The 23,227-nt window shown below is 59.1% G+C and carries 26 protein-coding genes; 15 read left to right on the top strand and 11 right to left on the bottom strand.

What is annotated here, in order from left to right; all coding sequences use genetic code 11:
* Positions 1-232 precede the first annotated feature (232 nt).
* On the bottom strand, positions 233-547 hold the full coding sequence (locus AB9N64_RS00400; RefSeq protein ID WP_020303217.1) for a hypothetical protein: 315 nt from the start codon (positions 545-547) through the stop codon (positions 233-235).
* 397 nt (positions 548-944) lie between these two features.
* Here AB9N64_RS00400 and cyoA point away from each other — a divergent pair, with 397 nt between their 5' ends.
* Genes cyoA through cyoE form a run of 5 tightly spaced genes read left to right on the top strand, consistent with a single transcriptional unit; the run spans position 945 to position 5,656 of the window.
* Complete coding sequence (gene cyoA / locus AB9N64_RS00395; RefSeq protein WP_014718031.1) at positions 945-1,868, top strand: ubiquinol oxidase subunit II; 924 nt, start codon at positions 945-947, stop codon at positions 1,866-1,868.
* Between the two features lie 2 nt (positions 1,869-1,870).
* Entirely contained in the window at positions 1,871-3,844 is a 1,974-nt protein-coding gene (gene cyoB, locus AB9N64_RS00390) for a cytochrome o ubiquinol oxidase subunit I (RefSeq protein WP_014718030.1), read from the top strand.
* Positions 3,845-3,847: 3 nt separating this feature from the next.
* Positions 3,848-4,462 (top strand): cytochrome o ubiquinol oxidase subunit III, encoded by a 615-nt coding sequence (gene cyoC / locus AB9N64_RS00385; RefSeq protein ID WP_371359832.1) that lies wholly within the window; start codon positions 3,848-3,850, stop codon positions 4,460-4,462.
* A 1-nt stretch (position 4,463) separates the two neighbouring features.
* Positions 4,464-4,802 (top strand): cytochrome o ubiquinol oxidase subunit IV, encoded by a 339-nt coding sequence (gene cyoD, locus AB9N64_RS00380; RefSeq protein WP_058410191.1) that lies wholly within the window; start codon positions 4,464-4,466, stop codon positions 4,800-4,802.
* Positions 4,760-5,656 (top strand): heme o synthase, encoded by an 897-nt coding sequence (gene cyoE, locus AB9N64_RS00375; protein WP_191949207.1) that lies wholly within the window; start codon positions 4,760-4,762, stop codon positions 5,654-5,656. Before cyoD ends, cyoE begins: the two co-directional genes overlap by 43 nt.
* A gap of 166 nt (positions 5,657-5,822) precedes the next feature.
* On the opposite strand, the gene AB9N64_RS00370 is transcribed toward cyoE, so the two are convergent.
* From AB9N64_RS00370 to AB9N64_RS00355, 4 genes are all read right to left on the bottom strand, one after another.
* Positions 5,823-7,355, bottom strand: a complete 1,533-nt coding sequence (locus AB9N64_RS00370) for a histidine kinase famiy protein (protein WP_231125719.1) — start codon at positions 7,353-7,355, stop codon at positions 5,823-5,825.
* A gap of 153 nt (positions 7,356-7,508) precedes the next feature.
* Entirely contained in the window at positions 7,509-8,018 is a 510-nt protein-coding gene (locus AB9N64_RS00365) for a ferritin-like domain-containing protein (RefSeq protein ID WP_133634799.1), read from the bottom strand.
* A gap of 63 nt (positions 8,019-8,081) precedes the next feature.
* Positions 8,082-8,966, bottom strand: a complete 885-nt coding sequence (locus tag AB9N64_RS00360; RefSeq protein ID WP_014718025.1) for a manganese catalase family protein — start codon at positions 8,964-8,966, stop codon at positions 8,082-8,084.
* A gap of 165 nt (positions 8,967-9,131) precedes the next feature.
* On the bottom strand, positions 9,132-9,362 hold the full coding sequence (locus AB9N64_RS00355) for a hypothetical protein (protein ID WP_371359831.1): 231 nt from the start codon (positions 9,360-9,362) through the stop codon (positions 9,132-9,134).
* A 321-nt stretch (positions 9,363-9,683) separates the two neighbouring features.
* Here AB9N64_RS00355 and AB9N64_RS00350 point away from each other — a divergent pair, with 321 nt between their 5' ends.
* From AB9N64_RS00350 to AB9N64_RS00340, 3 genes are all read left to right on the top strand, one after another.
* Entirely contained in the window at positions 9,684-9,866 is a 183-nt protein-coding gene (locus AB9N64_RS00350; protein WP_003190457.1) for a general stress protein, read from the top strand.
* A 248-nt stretch (positions 9,867-10,114) separates the two neighbouring features.
* Positions 10,115-10,369: a hypothetical protein gene (locus AB9N64_RS00345; protein WP_014718023.1), complete on the top strand. Its 255-nt coding sequence runs from the start codon at positions 10,115-10,117 to the stop codon at positions 10,367-10,369.
* A gap of 5 nt (positions 10,370-10,374) precedes the next feature.
* Entirely contained in the window at positions 10,375-10,653 is a 279-nt protein-coding gene (locus AB9N64_RS00340; protein WP_020303212.1) for a hypothetical protein, read from the top strand.
* Between the two features lie 19 nt (positions 10,654-10,672).
* On the opposite strand, the gene AB9N64_RS00335 is transcribed toward AB9N64_RS00340, so the two are convergent.
* Positions 10,673-11,173 carry a CinA family protein gene (locus AB9N64_RS00335; RefSeq protein ID WP_019821476.1) on the bottom strand — a complete coding sequence of 167 codons (501 nt, stop codon included), beginning with the start codon at positions 11,171-11,173 and terminating at the stop codon, positions 10,673-10,675.
* 123 nt (positions 11,174-11,296) lie between these two features.
* Between AB9N64_RS00335 and AB9N64_RS00330 the strand changes: the two genes are divergently transcribed.
* Entirely contained in the window at positions 11,297-11,695 is a 399-nt protein-coding gene (locus AB9N64_RS00330; RefSeq protein ID WP_014718020.1) for a low affinity iron permease family protein, read from the top strand.
* Positions 11,696-11,727: 32 nt separating this feature from the next.
* Here the strand turns inward: AB9N64_RS00330 and AB9N64_RS00325 are convergent, their stop codons facing one another.
* On the bottom strand, positions 11,728-12,789 hold the full coding sequence (locus AB9N64_RS00325) for a M28 family peptidase (RefSeq protein WP_106111768.1): 1,062 nt from the start codon (positions 12,787-12,789) through the stop codon (positions 11,728-11,730).
* 192 nt (positions 12,790-12,981) lie between these two features.
* On the opposite strand from AB9N64_RS00325, the gene AB9N64_RS00320 reads away from it, so the two are divergent.
* The 5 genes from AB9N64_RS00320 (at position 12,982) to AB9N64_RS00300 (ending at position 16,168) form a co-directional block, all read left to right on the top strand.
* Entirely contained in the window at positions 12,982-13,746 is a 765-nt protein-coding gene (locus AB9N64_RS00320; RefSeq protein ID WP_014718018.1) for an OBAP family protein, read from the top strand.
* Positions 13,747-13,827: 81 nt separating this feature from the next.
* Positions 13,828-15,117, top strand: a complete 1,290-nt coding sequence (locus AB9N64_RS00315) for an SDR family oxidoreductase (protein ID WP_032903514.1) — start codon at positions 13,828-13,830, stop codon at positions 15,115-15,117.
* A 173-nt stretch (positions 15,118-15,290) separates the two neighbouring features.
* Positions 15,291-15,572 carry a hypothetical protein gene (locus tag AB9N64_RS00310; RefSeq protein WP_371359830.1) on the top strand — a complete coding sequence of 94 codons (282 nt, stop codon included), beginning with the start codon at positions 15,291-15,293 and terminating at the stop codon, positions 15,570-15,572.
* 102 nt (positions 15,573-15,674) lie between these two features.
* Positions 15,675-15,932 (top strand): DUF6555 family protein, encoded by a 258-nt coding sequence (locus AB9N64_RS00305; protein ID WP_003190423.1) that lies wholly within the window; start codon positions 15,675-15,677, stop codon positions 15,930-15,932.
* Complete coding sequence (locus AB9N64_RS00300) at positions 15,929-16,168, top strand: hypothetical protein (RefSeq protein WP_019821471.1); 240 nt, start codon at positions 15,929-15,931, stop codon at positions 16,166-16,168. Before AB9N64_RS00305 ends, AB9N64_RS00300 begins: the two co-directional genes overlap by 4 nt.
* Positions 16,169-16,426: 258 nt before the next feature.
* On the opposite strand, the gene AB9N64_RS00295 is transcribed toward AB9N64_RS00300, so the two are convergent.
* Positions 16,427-17,284: an SDR family oxidoreductase gene (locus tag AB9N64_RS00295; RefSeq protein ID WP_371359829.1), complete on the bottom strand. Its 858-nt coding sequence runs from the start codon at positions 17,282-17,284 to the stop codon at positions 16,427-16,429.
* Between the two features lie 308 nt (positions 17,285-17,592).
* Here AB9N64_RS00295 and AB9N64_RS00290 point away from each other — a divergent pair, with 308 nt between their 5' ends.
* Entirely contained in the window at positions 17,593-21,738 is a 4,146-nt protein-coding gene (locus AB9N64_RS00290; RefSeq protein ID WP_371359828.1) for a CheR family methyltransferase, read from the top strand.
* A gap of 15 nt (positions 21,739-21,753) precedes the next feature.
* Here AB9N64_RS00290 and AB9N64_RS00285 read toward each other — a convergent pair whose 3' ends face one another.
* The 3 genes from AB9N64_RS00285 to AB9N64_RS00275 form a co-directional block, all read right to left on the bottom strand.
* Positions 21,754-22,269: a hypothetical protein gene (locus AB9N64_RS00285; RefSeq protein WP_014718013.1), complete on the bottom strand. Its 516-nt coding sequence runs from the start codon at positions 22,267-22,269 to the stop codon at positions 21,754-21,756.
* 14 nt (positions 22,270-22,283) lie between these two features.
* Positions 22,284-22,505 carry a PLDc N-terminal domain-containing protein gene (locus AB9N64_RS00280; protein ID WP_003190416.1) on the bottom strand — a complete coding sequence of 74 codons (222 nt, stop codon included), beginning with the start codon at positions 22,503-22,505 and terminating at the stop codon, positions 22,284-22,286.
* Positions 22,506-22,818: 313 nt separating this feature from the next.
* Positions 22,819-23,205 (bottom strand): nuclear transport factor 2 family protein, encoded by a 387-nt coding sequence (locus AB9N64_RS00275; RefSeq protein ID WP_014718012.1) that lies wholly within the window; start codon positions 23,203-23,205, stop codon positions 22,819-22,821.
* Positions 23,206-23,227: the final 22 nt, after the last annotated feature.

Here is a 23,227-nt window from a genome sequence, read left to right as displayed (position 1 = left end):
ACCGTGTGGCGAGGGAGCTTGCTCCCGTGACGGCCGGGCAGCCGACGCTTGTCTAACTGATGCACCGAGGTCCAAGCTTGCCTGTCGGACCAAAATCCTCATCGGCTGTCAGGCTGCCTTCGCGAGCAAGCCCGCTCCCACATTTGGATCGTTTGGGATCAGGAAGATAGGCGCCGGCTGTCGGCCGTCATCGCAGGCAAGCCAGCTCCCACATTCAAGATCGCGGAGCCACTCAATCGTCGTCGTGCACGTGAGCGTCAGCACAGGGCAGTCGGCCGGACTCACCTCCGGCAATCCGTTCCGCCTGATCAATACCGCGTTTGAGCGCGTCATTCACCGTCCATTCGGCACCCGGCAACTGCTTGATGCGTTCAACCACACATTGTCCCGTCGCGGTATAAACACAGAGCAGCACTTCAATATCAGCGTCCTCCCGCTCTCGGGCCCTGACTTCGATATGGCAGCCGTTTTCGACTTCCCGGGTGAAGCATTTTTCTTTCAGTGCTTTTGAGACCCAGGCTTTATAGGTGTTGCCCCGTATAAACATAGCGCTTCTCCAAAACCGTTAGTGGGGTTGGCCATCAACTAACGACTGAAATCCCTAACCAGAATTCAGACTTTCTGCAAGGCCACCTCCATCATGCACCGATAAAAACCTTTTACCGTTTCGCCTGTTAAACCGTTCGTCAGGCGAGGAAACAAATTGTTAAACCAACCCACCGGGCTCTATTCAAAATGTTCGGGAGCGCGGCGAAAGGCGCCCTGCAGAGCGGCAGCAGAAGCCAATAAAACCGAGCAGTAGAAGCACTTTTTCTACTGACGGCACCTTATTGCCGAGTGTTTAACACCTGACGGCTCCTGAGGTTAACAAGCGCTTCGCTTAGTTAACGCTTGAGCACTGATTCGGCACAGCAAAACGCAAGTTTCCAATACAGGAGCAAGGCATGAAACGAGCGATGGGTTATTGCCTGGTCACTATCACCAGCCTCTTCTTACTCACCAGTTGCAACCTGGTGGTATTCAACCCCAAGGGGCAAGTAGCAACCGATGAGCGCGACCTGATTATTCTCGCTACGGGCCTGATGCTACTGGTGGTCGTTCCGGTGATTGTGATGATGTTTGTCTTCGCCTACCGCTACCGCGCCACCAATAAAAAAGCGCGTTACTCCCCCCGCTGGGCCAGTTCGCACAAAATCGAAGCGGTGGTATGGGGCGTTCCCCTGCTGATCATCATCGTCCTGGGGTGGGTGACGTGGGAGACCACCCACGCACTCGACCCCTATCGCCCGCTGGAGTCAGACACCCCGCCGATCAATGTGCAGGTGGTGGCCACCGACTGGAAATGGCTGTTTATCTACCCTGACCTGGGCATCGCCAGCGTCAACGAACTGGCCCTGCCGGTACACACGCCGGTAAGTTTCACCGTCACCTCCGACGCGGCCATGACCTCGTTCTTTATTCCCGCACTCGGCGGGCAGATCTACGCCATGGCCGGCATGCAGACCAAGTTGCACCTGATCGCCAACGAAACCGGTGAGTTCAGAGGGATTGCCGCCAACTACAACGGCCCCGGTTTTTCCGACATGCATTTCACCACGCTGTCCCTGAGCACTGCCGACTTTCAAACCTGGGTGACAAAGGTCAAGGGCGCGGCCACCTCTCTGGACCACAGCACTTACGCGCAATTGGCCAAGCCGACCCTCAAGCACCCGGTGACCTATTACTCGGCGGTACAGGAGCGCTTGTTCCTGGACATCGTCGATAAATACGAAGGCATGAACAAGGCCAATAAACCCCGGCGCTCGCCATTGAGCGACGCTGCACAACGCACCGATCAACACCCAAGTCTGCTGGCTGAGGAGCGGTAACCATGTTCGGAAAACTGTCGTGGGACGCGATCCCAACCACTGAACCCATTGTGATGTACACCCTGGCCATCGTCGGCCTGATCGGGGTGGCGTTGGTGGGCTCGATTACCTGGAAACGCAAGTGGGGCTATTTGTGGCGCGAATGGTTCACCTCGGTGGACCACAAGAAGATCGGTTGCATGTACATCATCGTCGCCCTGGTGATGCTGCTGCGTGGGTTTTCTGATGCGATCATGATGCGCACCCAACAAGCCATGGCCGCCAGCGGCGGGCCGGGTTACCTGCCGCCGGAACATTACGACCAGATCTTCACCGCCCACGGCGTGATCATGATCTTCTTCATGGCCATGCCCTTCGTGGTCGGCTTGATGAACATCGTCGTGCCGTTGCAGATCGGCGCTCGGGATGTGGCCTATCCGTTTCTCAACGCCCTGAGTTTCTGGCTGTTCGTGGTGGGTGCGGCGCTGGTGAACATTTCGCTGGGGGTCGGTGAGTTCGCGCGCACCGGCTGGGTCGCGTATCCGCCGTTATCCGAGCTGGGCTACAGCCCCGGCGTCGGCGTGGATTACTACATCTGGTCATTGCAGATATCCGGCATCGGCACGCTGCTCACGGGGGTGAATTTCTTCGTCACCATCCTGAAGATGCGCACCGAAGGCATGACGCTGTTCAAGATGCCGGTGTTCACCTGGAATGCGCTGTGCACGTCGGTGCTGATCCTGGCGGCATTTCCGATCCTCACCGCCACCCTGTTGATGCTGACCCTGGACCGTTACCTGGGTATGCATTTTTTCACCAACGAGGCCGGCGGCAACCCGATGATGTACGTGAACCTCATCTGGGCCTGGGGGCATCCGGAGGTGTACATCCTGATCCTGCCCGCGTTCGGGGTGTTTTCCGAGATTGCCGCCACCTTCAGCAGCAAGCGGCTGTTCGGCTACGTGTCGCTGGTATGGGCGACCATCGCGATCACCGTGTTGTCGTTCATCGTGTGGCTGCATCACTTTTTCACCATGGGCGCGGGGGGCAACGTCAACGCGTTCTTCGGCATCATGACGATGATCATCGCGGTGCCGACCGGGGTGAAAATCTTCACCTGGTTGTTCACCATGTACCGCGGCCGCGTGCGCTTCGAAACGCCCATGCTGTGGACCCTGGGCTTTATCGTGACCTTCAGCATCGGCGGCATGACCGGGGTGCTGCTGGCGGTGCCCGGGGCCGATTTCCTGCTGCACAACAGCCTGTTCCTGATCGCGCACTTTCACAACGTGATCATCGGTGGCGCGGTGTTCGGCTATATGGCCGGCCTGACGTATTGGTTCCCCAAAGCGTTCGGTTTCCGCTTGAACGACAAGCTGGGGCGCATCGCTTTCTGGTGCTGGCTGGTGGGCTTTTACTTCGCGTTCATGCCCTCCTACGTGCTGGGTTTCATGGGCATGACGCGCCGCCTCAATCATTTCGACAACCCCGAATGGCGGCCCTGGCTGCTGCTGGAGTTGGTGGGAGTGGCAATCATCCTCTGCGGCGTGGCGGCGCAAGCCTTGCAATTGTTTGTCAGCATCCGCAACCGTCATCAATACCGCGACCTCACCGGCGACCCGTGGGACGGGCGCACCCTGGAATGGGCCACCGCGTCCCCGCCGCCGCTGTACAACTTCGCCGAGCAGCCCAAGGTCAATGACCTGGACGCGTACTGGGGCATGAAGGAGCGCGGCGTCAGCACCCTCAGCCACACCGACTATCGCAGCATCCACATGCCGCGCAATACCGCGTCGGGCCTGGTGATCAGCCTGTTTGCGCTGGTCTGCAGCTTTGCGTTGGTGTGGCACATCTGGTGGATGGCGGCGTTCGGCCTGGTGGCCTCGGTGGTGGCGTTCGTGGTGCGCAGCTACGACGAAGACACCGATTACTTCGTGCCCGCGCAGGAAGTCGCGCGCATCGAAACGGCACGTCTCAAAGACCTGGCAGAGGCTTGACCCATGTCCAATATCGTTATGGAAAAAGACATCGCCCACACCCACGAACAAGGGCATGAAGACGCCGGTTCCCTGAGCCTGTTCGGGTTCTGGATCTACCTGATGACCGACTGCATCCTGTTCGCGACCTTGTTCGCCGGCTACGCCGTGTTGCGCGACAGCGTGGCGGGCGGGCCGTCGAGCATGGATATTTTCGAACTGCCCTATGTGCTCGCCGAAACCATGCTGCTGCTGTTGAGCAGTATCACCTACGGCTACGCCATGCTCGCCATGAACCACAGCAAGCAACGCGATGTGCTGCGCTGGCTGGGGCTCACGTTCGTGTTGGGCGCGGGCTTCATCGCCATGGAGATCAACGAATTCCACCACTTGATCGCAGAAGGCTACGGGCCGGACCGCAGCGGCTTCCTGACGGCCTTCTTCACCCTCGTCGGCACCCACGGCGCGCACGTGTTCACCGGGTTGATCTGGATGGCGGTGCTGATGGTCCAGGTCAAGCAACGCGGCCTGACCAGCACCAACGCCACCCGGCTCAGTTGCCTGAGCCTGTTCTGGCACTTTTTGGACGTGGTGTGGATCTGCGTCTTTACCGTGGTCTATCTGTTGGGGGTGGTGTGACATGTACAAGCAAAGCTCGCTTCACAGCAGTGCCGGTACCAGCCATGGCAGCAGTCGCTCCTATCTGGTCGGGTTCCTGGTGTCAGTACTGCTCACCCTGATCCCGTTCGGCCTGGTGATGTTCCCGTCACTGCCGCGCACCGTCACCGCCTGGCTGGTGGTGGCGCTGGGCGCGATACAAATCGTGGTCCACCTCAAGTTCTTCCTGCACCTGGACACGGCCGAAGAACAACGCTGGAACCTGATTGCGCTGATTTTCTCGGCGGTCATCATTCTTCTGTTGGTGGGGCTTTCGTTATGGATCATGGACAGTATTCATCACAACATGCTGGCGCACTGAAACACTGGCGGGGGCTGTTCAATACCGCCATCGAGCTCACCAAGCCGGGCATTATTGTCGGTAACCTGGCCTCGGTGCTGGGCGGTTACCTGCTCGCCGCCAGCGGGCATGTGGCCTCGGTGACGCACGGGCTTGCCACCCTGCTCGGCACCGCCCTGGTGATCGGGTGCGGTTGTGTCATCAACAACTGCATTGACCGCGACATCGACCGGCGCATGGTGCGCACCTGTCATCGGCCATTGGCATTGCGCACCATCAGGGTGTCCACTGCCGCAGGCTATGGGATCGTCCTGGGCGCCTGCGGTTTTGGCTTGCTGTGGGCCGGCAGCAATGCGCTGGCGTGTGGGCTGGCAATGGTCGGGCTGGTGATCTATGCGGGGGTCTACACCTACTGGCTCAAGCGGCGTTCCCACTGGGCCACCTTGATCGGCAGCGTCTCCGGGGCGATGCCGCCGGTGATCGGCTATTGCGCGGTCACCGGGCGGTTTGACCTCACGGCCATGCTGCTGATCGCGGTGTTCTGTTGTTGGCAGATGCCGCATTCACACGCCATCACCGTTATGCGCCGCGAGGATTTCCGCGCCGCAGGCTTGCCGCTGTTGAGCCTGGCCCAAGCCCATCGGCAGATCCAGGCGTACATGCTGGCCTTTCTCGCCAGCGCCCTGATGCTGGGCGCGGTGGCGCAGATGGCGGCGCTGTATTTTGTGGTGATGCTCGGGCTTGGGGGGTATTGGCTCAACCTGGCGGCCAGCAGTACACGGCTGACTGATCCGACCGGCTGGGCGCGCAGGATATTCGGGTTTTCAATTGTGCTGGTGCTGGCCCTTAACCTGGCGTTGGCGGTGCTGAGGTAGCTCTGCGGGGCGGGCACCCGCGGAATGCAATGCTCAAAGCAACGAAGATCAACTGTGGGAGCTGGCTTGCCTGCGAAAGCGGTCGTGCTGTAACAGATGCAGTGACGGACACACCGCCTTCGCGGGCAAGCCAGCTCCCACATTTTGAGCGCATTGGCCTGCTCGATCAGGCATCGAGCACCGCCCGGATTTTGCGCGGCAAATCAGCAGGCTGATACGGCTTGGGAATCAACTCGAACTCATGCACCTCTATCTCCGCGCGGGCCAACGCGTCTTTCGCATAGCCGGTAGTCAGCAAGATCCTGATGTGCGGATACAAGCGCGACACCTCCCGCGCCAACGCCGCGCCATTCATCGCGCCGGGCATGATCAAGTCACTGAACACCAAGTCATACGTCGCCTGTTTGAGCATGCCCAATGCCTCGGCGGCATTGAGGGCGATGTCCGTGTGGTAACCGTAGTCAGACAGAATGACCTGCGCCAACTCGGCCACCTCGGGCCGGTCCTCCACGATCAGGATGCGTTCGTTACCTTGCGGTGAGATGGCTGTGGGTGTCTGCTCGACCCACAGCTGGCTGTCATCTGCAGGAAAGTACAATCGAATCGTCGTACCGATGCCCGGGTCTGAATGAATCCGCGCCGTGCCGCCCGATTGCTTGACGAAGCCATACACCATCGACAACCCCAGGCCTGAGCCCTGGCCTTCCTCCTTGGTGGTGAAGAACGGCTGCATGACTTTGTCCTGAATACCTGCGTCGATGCCGTTGCCGTTATCCGAGACCGAAATGCTCACGTAACAGCCCTCGGTCAACCCATCACGCTCGGCACCGACATCGCCCGGTACCTGGACGTTGCAGGTCTGGACGGTTACCGCTGGGTCTGCACGCCCGCGCAAAGCATCCTGGGCATTGGATAACAGGTGCTGCACTGCCAGCTCCGCCTGGACAGGGTCGATGCGGCAGTTCCACAAATCGTCGGCAAGTTCTACATGCAACTCGACGCCCTGCAGCGCACGTGCCATGAATTCGGGGCGGCTGAGCAAGCTGTTCAAGTTGATCACTCGACTGTCGAGCCGTTGCTTGCGCGAAAACGCCAGCAACTGCTGGGTCAGGGTCTGAGCTTTTTCCGCCGCTGCCCTGGCACGGCTGGCACTGTTGACGATGCGCTGCGGATCGCTACCGGGGCGCTTGGCGCTCTGCTGGATCAAGTCGAGATAACCCATCATCACTTGCAGCAAGTTATTGAAGTCATGGGCAATGCCACCGGTCAGTTGCCCCAGCGCTTCCAGGTCTTGTGCGCGACGCACGCGCTGTTCTGCGTCGTGGCGCCGGCTCACGTCCAACTGCGATGCGAAAAAATACACCAGTTGCCCACGTTCGTTGAACAACGGCGAAATGAACAGCTCGTTCCAGAAGGTCGAGCCATCCTTGCGGTAATTGAGCACCTCGACACAGGCCTCATGGTGCTGCTCAACCGCGCGCTGCACTTGGTGCAGCGCGTTTTTGTCGGTTTGAGGCCCCTGCAGGAACCTGCAATTACGTCCGATCACTTCGTCCAGTTCAAAGCCTGTCAGGGTCAGGAACGCCTGGTTGGCAAAGATGATCGGGTTATCAGGCCCCGCGGGGTCGGTCACGATCATTGCACTGTGGCTGGCTTGCATGGCCGCAAAGAACAGGTCTTTGCGGCTGGCAGACAGCATTGCCAATTCCATACCGTCGACCACAGGCTTCTTCTTTGTCGCCAAGGTTCACCTCCAGATACGTGGTACGTGTTCCATGGACCGTGAAAACGCTGCGCAGTGCCATCTTGTGCCGAGCGGACGCGGCGCCCCCCAAGGGCACCGCACGTGTCTTTAACGCTTGGCTTGTGTGTCAGGCGCCTCAGAGCGTTGCAAAAACGCTTGCGTAAGCTCTGGCAAGTGCGCGAGCAACCACTGAGCCATGGCGACTTCCTGGGGTAGAATCTTTTCGCACGCCGCTTGTGTCTCGGCATCACCCGCTGCCTTCGCGGCCGCGATGAGCACCGTGTAGCTGGCCACTTCCATATTTTCAAACACGTAGCCGGCCATCGCGCCCTTGATCACCTCGTCACTCATCAGCGAGCCACCGACCGCCTGACCGAAAGCCATCAGCTTGCCGCCCACATCTTTAAGGGTCGAAGCACTGCCTCCCAAACGCGTCAGGCATTCGTCAATCAGTTGCTGCTGCCCAAGGGTTTCCTCAATGTGCTCGTCGATTCGCGCCTTGAGTTGGGGGTAATTCTCCAGGCGCTCGGACTGTGCCTTGAGCATTTTCTCGGCCTGTTGCTCCATCGCATGGGCATCACGTAGCCAGTCGAGCAGGTTTTCCTGTGGGGTTGCCATGTCGTTGTCCTCGTCAAGAAAGTCGAAAGCACCGCACGCCCTTCAGCGTGCGGCTGTTCTCAATCAAAGGTCGGGCTTGGGCTTGAGGCCCGCCCCCAGGTCAGCGCCGGTGGTGGGGTCGCTGGTAGGGTCCGAGAGCGTGCGGATTTTCATCGCGCTCAGCACCGCTTCATCGTCGGCGTCCAACTGCACGCTGGCGGTGCCGTCACCGCCATCGACCGCCGGTTGTGGGTTTTCCACAAACTCCCAACCGTCACCCTGGTTCCAGGGCCCGCGCAGGTTCTCCGCGCCTTGGGACATGTTGAAGTACACCTGGGTGAACTCCGGTTTGCCCGGCAACTTGCCCTGGGGAAAATTCGGCTGGATCGCATGCAGCGCTTTTTCGAAGGATATCTGGTGAGCGATTTCCCGCGTCATCAAAAACCCCAGCGCATCTTTTACACCCGGGTCATCGGTGACGTTCATCAACCGCTCATAGACAATTTTGGCCCGGGCTTCGGCGGCGATATTCGAGCGCATGTCTGCGGTGGGTTCACCAATAGTGTCGATGTAGGCGGCGGTCCACGGCACGCCGGCAGAGTTGGTCAAAGGCGAACCCGCCCCGTACAGCAGGCTGGTGATATGCGAGTCATTGCCGGCGCCATTGAGGGCACGATACAACTCGCCCTCCTCTTCCACGCCTTCGGCCATTCGCCCCTTGGCGCCCTTGTTGAGCATGACAATGATGGAGCCGACGATCTCCAGATGGCTGAGTTCTTCGGTGGCGATGTCCATCAGCAAATCTTTGCGCCCCGGGTCGTCTTCCGCCAAGGCTTGGGTGAAGTAACGGGACGCGGCGGCCAACTCACCTTGAGCGCCGCCAAACTGTTCGAGCAAAAGGTTAGCCAGGCCCGGGTTGGGCTCGGCGACACGCACGGTGTATTGAAGTCGCTTGTTATGTAGAAACATGAACAAATCTCCTCAGGCTTACGGAAAAAGGCGCCCTGCTGGAATGCGCGCCTACCTTGCATGGGAAGTGGCCTGCGCGTGGAAAATTTCAAAATAAACCAGCGCATCACGACCAGCGGTAATGCGCTGCAGGCCAAGCGAAACGGCACTTGTAGCGCAGTTCTCTCAATTGGCGCCGTCGTTTTCCGACTCGGGCACGGCGTCGATGCCGGGCGTACCGCTGGCGGGTTTGATGGTGGCGTCAGCGGGTGTTGCGGCGCTGTCGGGATGGTCCCAATCGGTAGTCGCGTTGGGGTCTTCGTCGCGCCCGGCAGTGCCGATGACGCAACCGTCTTCATTGGGTGCGTCTGGATGCTCGAGCGGCCGGTACTGTGGGTTGGATGGGTTGTGTTTCATGGCTGAAAAGCTCCCGTTCACAGGTTAGGAACCTCGTTGGAACCACACCCTTTTTTAGAGTGCGACGAAAAAGACGAATGGCAGGACCGCTAACTAAACCAGCCGTTTCGATCTGATTAATATCAAAGCGCTGGCCGGCAATAAAAGTTATACGAAGCGGCGCATCAACCGCATCTTTGTATAACTTTTTTCAACCAAATTACCGTTCGTCGCCGGTTAGAAAAATCGGTAAAACATTTTTCAAAAAGCCAATATCGGAATAAGTGTCCGTTGCGAAACGGCCAACTAACGAAACGCAAACTTAGCGATTGGAGAACTATCATGACTACAGGTAATAAAAACCCGGGCAACTTTGCCAATGATCGCGAAAAAGCCTCCGAAGCCGGTAAAAAAGGCGGCCAAGCGTCGGGCGGCAATTTCGCCAACGACCGTGAAAAGGCCTCTGAAGCAGGTCGCAAGGGTGGCCAGCACAGCCACGGCGGCGGTCGGAAGTCGGGTTCTTGAGTAACGGTAGGAGGGGCAGCCTGGCTGCCCCTTCAAACCCAATAGTTTGAACAGGCTACACCTTATAATCCCCCCTCATCCTGCCCGCTTGATTTAACAACGAGCGAACCTTCAGCCCAAGTTTCAAGTAGAGGCTTTCGACGCAAAGTTGTGGACGACCCTTCTTACAAAGCTATCACCTTGCCAGTATTTACGCCCCGTCATTATGAGCTAGCCTTACCGCGCTGAGTCCTTTATGCGGTGAACTCATGGATACGTTAACGAAAGCCGAAATCGAAACGGCCCTGTCCGCTCGCCTTCCCAAGTGCGCGGTCAAGTGCGCACTCAACGCGGACGGCAGCCTTTCAGTCACTGTAACGGCGCACGGTATGGACCAATTCACCATCGCCAACATCAACCGCGCCCACTACCACGGTGTTTCGGGGATCAACCGGCTTGTGCGGGAAATACGTGAAGAAATGGTCATCGCCAGACAGTCTTTCTGGCTGTCATCGGTGGGGTAACAGATATGCCAGACGCTACTGACGCAACGTTGCAACCGGTCAACATTCAATACCTGCATGACACGCTGTTCGGTGTGAACACGCTCGCCAGCGAATGCATGGGGCAACTTGTGCGCACTGCGCCCGGCGTGCAGTTGCGGCTTGCACCGCCATGGCCAAAGCTATTGCCGAAGGCCCACTGGATTAGCTTTGAATGGAATGGTCAGGCCTATCGTGGCGTGGTGCAGGAGGCTGAATCCTTGACCAACGGCGACTTGCTGATGGACATCGAACCGCAGCCGTAAACGCGCGCACTTGGCAGCATTAGGCGCGTTCACCGGCCATCGCCCGTTGGTGAAAATGCGGCAGCCATTTCAATGCATGAAGAGACGCGGCCAACTGCACCTGCTCACGAGAACCCATAAAGCGTTCCTTGCGACTGAACACACTCAGTGCCCCGCCGTTTCGATAGGCCCAGGCAAAACAGACAGTGCCTGGGGGAATGCCATCAATTCCATCCGGCCCCAGCAGGCCAGTGGTGGCGACCGCCACATCAGCGGGGCTGTCGCGCAGCGCGCCTTGGGCCATTTCCTGGGCGACCTCACAGCTGGTGAGATTGAAGGTATCGATGGTATAGCGACGCACGTTCAACAGCCGCTGTTTCGCTTCTGGCGAATACACCACGTACCCGCTTTCGATCCACGAACCGCTGCCGTCGACCTGCGAAAGCAAGGTGATGATCTTGCCTGCGGTACACGACTCCGCCGTCGTGATGACCAACTGATGGTGCTTGAGGTATTCAACGATAGAAGCAGCGACCGACATGCTGAGTGCTCCTGTGCAAGAGGGATTTGCTCATTGATTTTTGTCAAAAAAAAACGATTTGTAAAAAAGAATTTCGAAATTCTGCTGGGGTCTACAGAGGAACATCCCCCAGGAGACAGCACCATGAAGTTCGCGAAATTCTGCCAAAAACTCTCCAACCAGGCGGGCAGCTCAAAAACCTTTCTGACAGCCGTCAGCTTGATTGCTGTTTGGGCGCTCACCGGGCCTTACTTTCATTACAACGACACCTGGCAGTTAATCATCAACACCTCCACTACCATCATCACCTTCCTGATGGTGTTCCTGATCCAGAATACCCAGAACCGCGACAACGATATTCTTCATCTGAAACTGGACGAGCTGATTCGTGCCACCAAAGAAGCTCACAATGCGGCGTTAAGCCTGGATAAGCTTGGGTCGCGAGAGTTGCAAAAATTGCGCGAGCAATACAGCAAGCTGGGGCAACCCAATGCGGCCGATGAAATCAGGCAGGAGACAGATTCTCCAAGCGGCCCAATCTGAGCCCCACCGGTCAGCGTACCTTGCACCGTCTATCAGGCTGCAAGGTACTCGGCCAATGTCGCGGCACAGGCCTGCACCGCCCCATCCAGAATCAATTCATAACCATGGGTATTTTCCGTTGGAATGGCCAGGCAGCCGGCGCGGGCGCAGGTCCCGTTACTCATGACCGCACTGGCATCCGAAGCGAAATCCACCAACAGCGCATATTGGGGGCTGTAGCCGCAGCGCTCTGCGGCAGCCGCCAGGTCGTTGACCACCGCCCGGGTGTAATAGCCTTTCTGGTCCCCCGTATTGATGATCGGGTCGACGGCCAGGCGCGTGCCGTATTCCTGCATGACCGGCCCCACCTCCACCGCGATGGTGGTGTCGCCGGGTAGCGTCGACGCGGCATACATTGCCCCGGCATTGCACTCCTCTTCGAGCGTGGTGAATACCAGATAGACATCCCTGGCCAACGCCTCCCGGCGCGAAGCCAGCAGCTGGGCTGTATGCAGAACGGCAGCAATCGGGGCGCGGTCATCCAGAAAATGCGCGGCAATGGCATCGCCCACTTGGAAGGGCTCACGCCAATGACGGCTCAGCACCACACGGCTTCCGGGCCGAATGCCGTACTCGCACAATGCCTGGGCAGTGCATCGCGTGATCACATGAACGTCGTTCCAGTGCACATCGCCCGAGAGCACATCAGCCCCTTGTGCCGTATTACTGGTGGCGTGCATCGAGCCAAAGGACAGCACGCCAGGAAGGATGCGTGTGTCCCCCAGGATATCCACCGGGCACACGCCAAAGTTGACCGGGTTGGCCCCACCCAGCGCCGTCACCCGCAACGTGCCATCCGCCTCGACGCGTTTAACCACCATGGCGATTTCATCCATATGTGCCATGACTTTAACCGCACCGGCAGGCTCGGCATCGTTGTGCTTGCCCTTGATCAAACCCACCACATTACCCGCCCGATCGACCCAGGCCTCATCGCACAACGGCGTCAGGCTTTCCAGGCAAATGGCGCGCACCTCGTCTTCCTGACCGCCCGGCCCGCGTGCCCGGAGCAATTGGGTAAGCAGCGTCGACGCTCGATTTTCAGTCTTGTGCATGGGATGAACACCTCACTGGCAGGTAAGCAATTGCGCTGTCAGCGCCTCTATAAAAAACGACCTGATGAATGAGTGAGTGTTCAACTCAAAGCATTTTGAACGCCCTGTACGCGCGTCTTTCCAACGAGAACAGGATCAGCCCTGACGCAGATCATCGAATGTGACCACACCGGCAACAGGAGGCAGCCGACCATGACTGACACCCCAACCCATCGAGTGACAAAATCCCTATCCGCCGCAGTTGCGCTGTCCCTGCTCAGCGCCTGCGCTGGCAACAACTCACCTTCGAATGTCGAGGCACCTGGGAAGCCGACAACGCCTTCGACCCGAACGCTGGAAGCCGGCGCCGCCCTGCTGCAATCACGCCCACCGATTGATGCCCTGAACGCCTACCTGGACGGTTTTCACTTCTACAACGGCCATCCCGATGTGCAAATGGAAGCCCATCACTACTGCGCAATCCTCAACGAGGAGGTCATCCAGTGTGTGATCTACGACGGCAACCGCAAGGATGCCAAGTTGATGGGCGTGGAGTACATCATCAGCGAGGCGCAGTTCAACACGCTGCCCGCGCCTGAAAAGGCGTTGTGGCATAGCCATGTGCATGAAGTGAAGTCAGGGCAACTGGTCGCGCCGGGCATTCCTGAGGCGGCGGAACATGCGCTGATGGAGAAGCTGGTGCACACCTACGGCAAGACCTGGCACACCTGGCATACCGATCTGGATAAACGCCTGCCGTTAGGCGTGCCTCAGTTGATGATGGGGTTTACCGCAGACGGCCAGGCTGACCCGCGTATGGTCGCCGAACGAGATAAACGACTGGGCATCGACAGTGCCGACAAGAAAAAGACGCGTGCCGATATCCCCGCGCCGCCCATCGCGCCCGGCGCGGACGCGTGGCGCCAGGGCACGGTTATCCAGATCGCCGACCCGACCCTGAAGGCCCATCAACATTGACACCACCATTCAGTCATTTGGATTGAACGATCATTTGCGGGCCCTTCTCTACCCCAAGACCAGCCAAAGGAGGATGTCATGATGATTGATACCGCAACCGGAATGAGGCCTGGCGAGCGATACGCCGTGGAAAACCTGGAGCGCACACCGAACTTCAGCGGGTTTTTCCTGGACGGAAAGTACTACCTGGGCCCTGAACTGATGACAGCAGTCGGATGGCTTGAGGGCCAGACGTTTATCTATGATGAGCTCGACGCCACAGGCGAACCGGTATTTCCCGACCGCGTCGCTGGCACCCTCGAGAACCTGACCCTGGTACTGACTGACGGTACCCGCTTGCAACTGCACCCGGTGCCCGTCCACGTGCCCGAGGATTCGCCTGGCGTCATGCAGGCCAAGGGGAAACTGCACGGCAAGACCGTGGTGATCACCGGCGCCTCCAGTGGCATTGGTCGCGCGGCTGCTCACGCCTTTGCCGAGCAAAGTACCCGCTTGGTATTGGCGGCCCGAGATGAAAAGGCCTTGGGAGAGGTCGTCGAGGAATGCGCTGCGCGTGGCGCCGAGGCCATCGCCGTTAAAACCGATGTAACCCAGGGCGACCAGATGCGCGCCCTTGCCGAACAAGCGGCGGCCTTCGGCAATGGCCGCATCGATATCTGGATCAACAATGCCGGAGTAGGCGCCGTCGGCAGTTTCGAGGACACGCCCCTGGAAGCCCACGAACAGGTGCTGCAAACCGACCTGCTCGGGTACCTGCGCGGCGCCCACGTGGCGTGGCCCTATTTCAAAGCCCAGCACCGCGGCACTCTGATCAACACCTTGTCGCTGGGCAGTTGGGTAGCCCAGCCCTATGCCGTCGCCTACTCGGCCAGTAAATACGGCCTGCGCGGCCTGACTGAGGCACTGCGCGGCGAGCTGACTGACTACCCGGATATTCATGTGTGCGACATCTATCCCGCCGTGATGGACACACCGGGCTTTCGCGATGGCGGCAATTTTACCGGCCACGAGTTGACGCCACCGCCACCGGTCTACGACCCACATAAAGTCGCGCAAGCGATGGTGGCCTGTGCGCTGCAACCGAGGGACAGCACCACGGTAGGCAGCGCTGCCACCGTGGCCCGCGTCGCGCATTTTTTGCTGCCCGGCTTTGCCCGGTTATCCGGTTGGCTCACCCGCCTCGGCCTGGAGCGCAGCCAGCGCGCCGCGACCTCTACGGGCAACCTCTACACCCCGGCAAGCGGCGAACGTCGTGTCGAAGGCGGCTGGCGGCAAACCCGCCGTACGCCCTATGGGATGGTTGCAATAGGCGCAGCGCTGCTAGTGGGCGGCGTTGTCGTTGCGCGCAAATATTCGGCTCGTCACAAATGAAAACGGGGCAAACCCCGAATAGCAGCCAGTCAAGCACAACTCCTCTGTGGGAGCGGGCTTGCTCGCGAAGGCGTCGGTCCATTAAACATTGATGTGACTGATCCACCGCTTTCGCGAGCAAGCCCGCTCCCACATTTGATGTTCGTTGTTCCCTTTACATGAGGTAACCCAGCATGTCTTACGACTACCAAGGTATTGCCAGTGTCATCACTGCCTCGCGCCATCTTGGAACACATTCAGATGAATGCCTTAACGAATCAAAAAGCATCCAAATGACAAGTAGCGGTAAACCGACCATCGCGCGCCTGGACTTTGACACGCCAATGGATTGGCCAGGCAATCCCAACTTTATCACCGTCAATTTGCCCGACGGATCCTCCGTCAGCGGTGTCATCGCCGAGCTGCAACGCCCGGCCGATGGGCCCGGATGGGTCACCTTTACGGTAGATGATTAGGCTTCATCCATGCCTTGCGCCCAGTCATCGAATTGTCGGACAACTTATTTGAATTATTTTTGACGTCAAATATCTGTAGTTCATGAGTATCAAGGAGGCCTCATGAAACACAACGACCTATTCACTATCGAGTACCAGCTGCATGGCGAGCCCAAGTCCTTCATCGTGCGCGCACCGCGCATGGACAATGCCGAGGCTTGGCATTGGGCCAGTTGTGACGCTGGTGTGGCGGTGATCCCCAAATTTGGGCAACACACGTTCAAGCGTGTGTCCAAACCGATGGCGGAGAAATACGGCATTACCCAGGTGCGCTGGAGTGGCGCGGCACAGATTCAATGGGCGGAGGGCCTCAGAGGATGAACAGTCAGACTCTTGGTTACACAACTACAAACAGGCGGGACGACGAGGTCACGCGAAACGCCGAGATGTTCTTCGAAGCGGATCGATTGGACGCGTTGGCGTACGAGATTATTGAGTCCTACAGCGGCGATGCGCAGACGTGGGCGCGGTTTACCGAGGCGAAGAAACGTGCGGATGCGCAGCGTACAGTGGCCTATCGGGAGTGGATGCGAATTCATCGTTCCAAGCGCAAATAACGTCAGCCTGCGATAGCGGCCTGACAACCCATCAGGATGTCAGGCCGAGTGTATATCCCCTCGCGTTCACGCCCCTGACTCAGGGTCTGTCGAAGGCCCTCCGGGAGCAACACCGCCTTGCTCCTTTGCCTGTTGTCCGCCTGCCGGTGCCTGCGATTTATCGTTTCGCTTAGCCGCCGGCGGGCGCACCTTGCGCTCAGAAGGATTCGGCTCGTGGTGCTTCGAGGCTTCGCTCATACCGCCCTCCTCAATCACTGATCAAAGTATCGGCTTGCCACCCGTCACGCCGTAGCGTTCGCCGGAGATGTAGCTGCCTTCATCCGACGCCAGCAGCACATAGATCGGCGCCACTTCCACTGGCTGGCCTGGGCGTCCCAATGGGGTGTTGCCGCCAAAGTTTTTCACCATGTCCGGCGTCATCGTCGAGACGATCAACGGCGTCCAGATAGGCCCGGGTGCCACGCTGTTGACGCGAATCCCCCGCTCGCCGAGCATCTGCGCCAGGCCGGCGGTGAAGTTGGCAATCGCGCCCTTGGTGGCCGCATAGGGCAACAGGCTGGGGTTGGGCATATCGGAGTTGACCGAGCTGGTGTTGATGATCGAACTGCCCTCGGCCATATGCGGCAGCGCGGCCTTGCAGATGCGAAACATCGCGGTGATGTTGACGTTGAAGGTTTTCACCCAGTCCTCGTCGGGGATGTCTTCCAGCGATTGATAGGTCATCTGGAACGCTGCGTTGTTGACCAGCACATCGATGCGGCCGAACTTCTCCACGGTGTCGTTGACGATGGCCGTGCACTGCGCCGCATCGCCCAGGTCGCCGGGCAGTAACAGGCATTGACGACCCGCCGCCTCGACCCAGCGTGCGGTCTCCTTGGCGTCTTCATGTTCATCCAGATACGACACCGCCACGTCCGCGCCTTCACGTGCGAAGGCAATGGCCACGGCCCGTCCGATGCCGCTGTCGGCCCCGGTGACCAAGGCGATTTTATTAGCGAGCCGGCCCGAGCCTTGGTATGACTGCTCACCGCAATCGGGCATCGGGTCCATCTTGCGCTGCTCACCGGGTACGGGCTGTTGCTGGGCTTTGAAGGGTGGTTTTGGGTAGCTGTTCATCAGAACGTCTCCTGGGTGGGTTTCTCTTTGCGAGGGTTCGCCAGGAAGCGAAGTTCAGACGGATTTTCAGAAAATCGGATAACCGTGCAACCGCGATGGCCACTCGTCAGTTTGATTAAACCTTCCGCAGGTTGCGCGCCTCAACCGGCAGTAAGTGGTCCGTCGAATGACCGGGTGGCTTCAAGGCTTTTTTTGTTGGCAGCAGGTTTTCAGCTATATTTCACTGTCGGTTCAGCCCTCGCCCACGTTGTTCAAATTCTTCCCCCTACACCCGTCTTCCTGTGCGCCGTTATCCAAGGTTGGTATTTATGAAGTCTGCCCCCCCGCGGTCCCCCAACGTTCCGCAACGCAAAGATCTGACCCCCAGTAACTTGAATTTCCCGGTGGTGGGTATCGGTGCCTCGGCGGGCGGGCTGCAAGCCGTGAAAGCGTTCTTCGAGCACATGCCCAAAGACTGCGGCATGGCCTTCGTGGTGGTCCTGCATCTTTCGCCCGACCATCAAAGCGTGGCAGACAAGATCATCCAGGAAACGACCCGCATGCCGGTGTCGCAGGTCAATGACGCCACGCCCATCGAAAAGAATCACGTGTACGTCATCTCCCCGGCGCAGCTCTTGAAGATGAACGATGGTTACCTGGCGGTCTCGCCTGCCGTGCGCGAAGGTGGATCGCACATTGCCATCGACCTGTTTTTTCGCGACCTGGCAGACACCCATAAAGAACGCGCGTTTTGCCTGATCCTGTCTGGTACCGGCTCAGACGGCGCGGTGGGGCTGTCGCGCATCAAAGAGCAAGGCGGCATCACCCTGGTACAAGCACCGGAAGACGCCGAGTACGATGGCATGCCGCTGGCGGCCATCGAAACCCAGATGGTCGACCTGGTGCTGCCGGTGGTGGAAATGCCGCAGAAGCTGCTGGAACTGTGGCGCAATGCCCAGTCGATTGTGCTGCCCACCGCCAACGATCCTGAGATCAAGACCATCCCACCCAGCTCCGAACGCGATGCCGCCGTGGCCGAGCAGCTGTTGCTGGATATTCTAATCCAGTTGCGCGCCAGTACCGGGCATGACTTCAAGCATTACAAGCGCGCCACGGTGTTACGTCGTATCGAGCGGCGCTTGCAGGTCACGGCCCAACCCGACCTCGCCACCTATTACAACTTCCTCCAGGCCAACCCGGACGAAACCAAGGCTTTGCTGGGCGACATGCTGATTGGCGTGACCAACTTCTTTCGCGACCGCGAGGCCTTCGAAGCGCTTGAGCGAGACGTAATCCCAAACCTGGTGAAGTCACTGGAAGACAGCGTGCCGCACCGTGAGGAGGTGCGCATCTGGTCGGCGGGTTGCTCCACCGGCGAAGAGGCCTACAGCCTGGCGATGCTGGTGGCCGAGCAACTGGCGCTGGACGCCAGCGGTGCAAAGATGCAGGTGTTTGCCACCGATATAGATGAGCGGGCCATCACCCATGGCCGCAACGGCGTGTACCCCGAAGCGATCATCACCGACGTACCGCCTCAACGGTTGCGCCAGTACTTTGCCAAGGAGAAGAACCAGCACTACCGGGTGCGCAAGGAAATTCGCGAAAAGGTGCTGTTCGCCAAACACAGCCTGTTGGCCGACCCACCGTTCTCGCAGATCGACCTGATCGTGTGCCGCAACCTGTTGATCTACCTGGACCGCGAAGTGCAACGCGACATCCTGCAAATGTTCCACTTCGCGTTGCGTCCCGGTGGCTACCTGTTCCTCGGCTCCTCGGAGTCGGCCGACGGCTGCCTGGACCTGTTTGTACCGGTGGACAAGCGCAACCGCATTTTCAGGGTGCGTGCCGGCTCGTCCGCCGTGCGCCGCGCCCCGACCATGCCGCGAGGCGGCTATCTGCGCCCGAGCGCCACGACGCTGGCGATTGAAACCAAGGCGCCCAGCAAGGTCTCGTTCGCAGACATCCATCTGCGCGCCCTGGAAAAAGCCGCGCCGCCCAGCGTTATCGTGAATATGCAGGCCGATATCCTGCACATGAGCGAAGGCGCAGGTCGATTCCTGCGCTACGTGGCCGGCGAGGTGACGCACAACCTGGTCACGCTGGTGCACCCCGATTTGCGCCTGGATATTCGCACCACGCTGTTCCAGGTCCAGCAATCGAATAACCCAGTGTCCTCACGCAAGATCCGCATCCAACGCGAGCAAGGCCCCTTCCTGGTGGACATCAGCGCCCGCCCCTACCGCGATGAAGCGACCGAAAACGACTACGTGCTGGTGATCTTCCAGGAAACCGCCGTCGACCCGTTGCTGCCCGACATCGACACCGTCACCCAGGCCGAAAACGCGATCATGAGCAACCTGGAGCGCGAGCTGCAACGCACCAAGTTGCACTTGCAGGACACCATCGAACAGGCGGAAGTCTCCAGCGAGGAACTCAAGGCCTCCAACGAAGAAATGCAGGCCGTCAACGAAGAACTGCGCTCGGCCACCGAGGAGCTGGAAACCAGCAAAGAAGAACTGCAGTCGATCAACGAGGAATTGCTGACCGTCAATTTCGAGCTCAAGACCAAGGTGGAAGAGACGGACAAGGTCAACGACTACCTGACCAACCTGATCGCGTCCACCGACATCGCCACGGTCTTCGTCGACCGCAACATGCGCATTCGCTGGTTCACACCGCGGGCCACGGATATTTTCAGCATGCTGCCGGTAGACACCGGGCGCTCGTTGCTGGACATCACCCATCGCCTCGATTACCCGCAAATGACCGAAGACGCCACCACCGTGTTTGAGTCCCTGAGCATGATCGAGCGGGAGATCAGCAGCAACGACGACCGCTGGTACATTGTGCGGTTGCTGCCCTACCGCTCCAGCGAAGATCACATTGATGGCACCGTGCTGACCTTCATTGATATCACCAAGCGGCGTCAGGCCGAAGAGGAACTGCGCCTGGGCGAGGAGCGCATGCGCCTGGTCGCCGAGAGCACCCATGACTTTGCCATCATCATCCTCGATGACCATGGCGCCATCACCGACTGGAACACCGGTGCCGAACTGATCTTCGGCTACACCAAGGACGAGGTGCTGGGCGCTTACTACGATCTGATTTTCTCCCCGGAAGACCGCACCGCTGGCGTGCCGGAGAAAGAACTGCGCACCGCCCGCGAACATGGGCGTGGCGAAGATGAACGCTGGCATGTGCGCAAGGACGGCAGCCGCTTCTATTGCAGCGGCGAGGTCACCCAGCTCAAGAGCAATAGTTTGCGCGGCTACGTCAAGATTGCCCGGGACCTTACCGGCCACAAACGCACCCAGGACGAACAGAATCAGCGCTTGAAGGAAACCCAGACCAACAGCCATCTCAAGGATGAGTTCTTCGCGGTGATGTCCCACGAACTCAAGCATCCGTTGAACCTGATCCAGCTGAACGCCGAACTGTTGCGGCGCTTGCCCGCCACCAAGGTCGCGGGCCCGGCCATCAAGGCGGTCAATACCATCTGCGAAGCGGTGTCCAGCCAGGCGCGGATCATTGACGACCTGCTGGATGTCGCCCGGGTTCGCACGGGCAAGCTGAAGCTGAAAAAGCAACCGATCGACCTGATTCGCACCCTCAAGGACATTCATAGCGTGGTGCTTGCCGACGGTCATCGTCGCCAGGTCAGCCTTCAAACCCCTTCGGTGCCGGGCCCGTTGATCGTTGACGTAGACCCGACGCGCATCGAGCAAGTGATCTGGAACCTGGTCAACAACGCCCTGAAATTCACCCCCGAAGACGGCCAGGTGCAGTTGGTGGTCAGCCGCTCGGACGGGCGCGCGCAACTGGACGTCATCGACAGCGGCGCGGGCCTGGCCCAAGAAAGCCTGGAAGAAATCTTCGACCTGTTCGGGCAAGCGGAAAACCAGCACCAGACTCACCAGCGCGAAGGCCTGGGGATTGGCTTGTCGTTGGTGCGGCAGCTGGTGGAGGCCCACGGCGGTTCGGTGAGCGTGCATTCGCGAGGGTTGGGCTTCGGTTGCACCTTTTCGATCTGGTTGCCGCTGTGCGAACAGCAGGATCATCTGCTGGATAGCGGCGCTACCCAGAACGAAGATCAGCGCCTCAATGGCCTCAAGGTGTTACTGGTCGATGATTCAGCCGAAGTCCTTGAGGTGCTGAACATGCTGCTGGAAATGGAAGGCGCCCAAGTGAGCGCCTTCAGCGACCCGTTAAGCGCGCTTGAAACAGCCCGGGATGCCCATTACGACGTGATTATTTCGGACATCGGCATGCCGAAAATGAATGGCCATGAGCTGATGCAGAAGCTGCGTAAAGTAGGCCACCTTCGACAGGCTCCCGCCATTGCATTGACCGGCTACGGCGCAGGCAATGACCAGAAAAAGGCGACTGAATCAGGCTTTAATGCGCATGTCAGCAAGCCCGTGGGCCATGATTCGTTGATCTCCTTGATCGAAAAACTGTGCAGCTCACGCCGTTAGGGTCGGGGCTGACGGTCAAGGGTAAATAAACTGAGAAAAGCGCACGGACGCCCCTGTGGGTCGCGACACCTGGGTATCCACGCTGCCCACCGTGTCGCTGCGCAAGGTCAGGTACAGCACGGCCTGGCCAGCACTGTCACTCAGCATCCAGACGCTTACACCCTCCCCGGCCGCCCTGGCCTTGAGCGGCTGAGGCTGCAGCATCTCGATATTGAAGCCGCGCAGCAGTTCACCGCTCAACTCGACCTCCAGGGGTTCTTGGGCCTTGCCTTGCAGATGAACCACCAGCCCATCGGAGGCGCCATTGCGCAAAAAGCGTTGGTACTCCACGCGCAACTGCCCATCGGCACTGCGCACTTGGCGGGTGCTCAGCGGCCCGCTGGAAAACAGGCCCGCCAGGCTCAGCCCCATCAGCACCAGCAGCGCGTACCAACCCACCCGCTCAAAGCGCCAGACCTTGCGCTGCAAGGCCATATCTTCCGGTACCGGGTAGTTGCGGCTCTGTAAGTCGTCGGGGCCTGGGTTGTTCATAGCGCGGCCCGGACTCAGCCCTTGCTGTGCTCGGGAGAAGACGGCCCCTTGGTGACACCCCTTGGGCCGGCAATCGCCCATATTGCGGCGCCCAGGAACGGCAGGACCACGACTACCGCACTCCAGCCTGCCTTGCTCGCCGAGGCGTTATCGCTGCGCCAGATGCTGTTGATGATCCACGCATCAAGCAGTACGAGGATCACTGCCAGGCCTATCCAGAAGTAAGTGGTTTGCATGATGCACCTCCAGGTTATGTAACTTTGGGTGCACAGGCGCAGGCAGGGTTCATTATTTTTAAGGGCCTACCGTTGGACTCATCGCCACTGAGCAAGCAGACACCCAACAGCCCCATCGGACTCGCCGTCTTCGAGGCTGCTTTTGACAATCGCAGGGTGCCATTGCTGGATCTCACCAAACTTCTTCATCACGCTTCAGGCGCGTTGTGCACGGCGTTCAAAACAGCGGAGAATTCAACCATTGGCATCGTATGACCCTTTGAATAGACAGCCCGGCGATCCCGGCATCAGGGGTGCCGGGATCGGTTGATGCTTACGCGTCGAACTGGTGATACACCTTGGCAATCACCTTCCAGACACCCTCAATTTTGATCAGTGTCAGGTAGTCGTTGTAATCGGCGCCAATCGCATCGTTTTCCATATCGACACGTACTACTGCGGTGCTCGGCGTAATTGCCAATACGTCAAGGCGAGTGGTGATTTGGGGGGCGCCGCCGTTCTTCGCAACGAAATCAAACAGCTTGTTGATCGGGCCGCCGAGCAACTCGCCATTGGTGAACCCATACATCACTGCGTCTTGATGGAAGGCTTGTGCAACGCTTTGAGCATTACCGGTACGCAGACCTTCCACGTACTGATTGGCTGTGGCGATGACAGCGTCGTACTCGTGGGTGGGTACTGCCTTGATATTCTTCGACATGCTTGTTTTTCCTTTCATGGGG

The sequence above is a fragment of the Pseudomonas sp. KT_2_4 genome, from assembly GCF_041410225.1.
In the GTDB taxonomy this organism is placed as follows: Bacteria; Pseudomonadota; Gammaproteobacteria; order Pseudomonadales; family Pseudomonadaceae; genus Aquipseudomonas; species Aquipseudomonas paracarnis.
The sequence above is the reverse complement of the archived record's forward strand: the minus strand, read 5'-3'. Positions and strand labels throughout refer to the sequence as shown.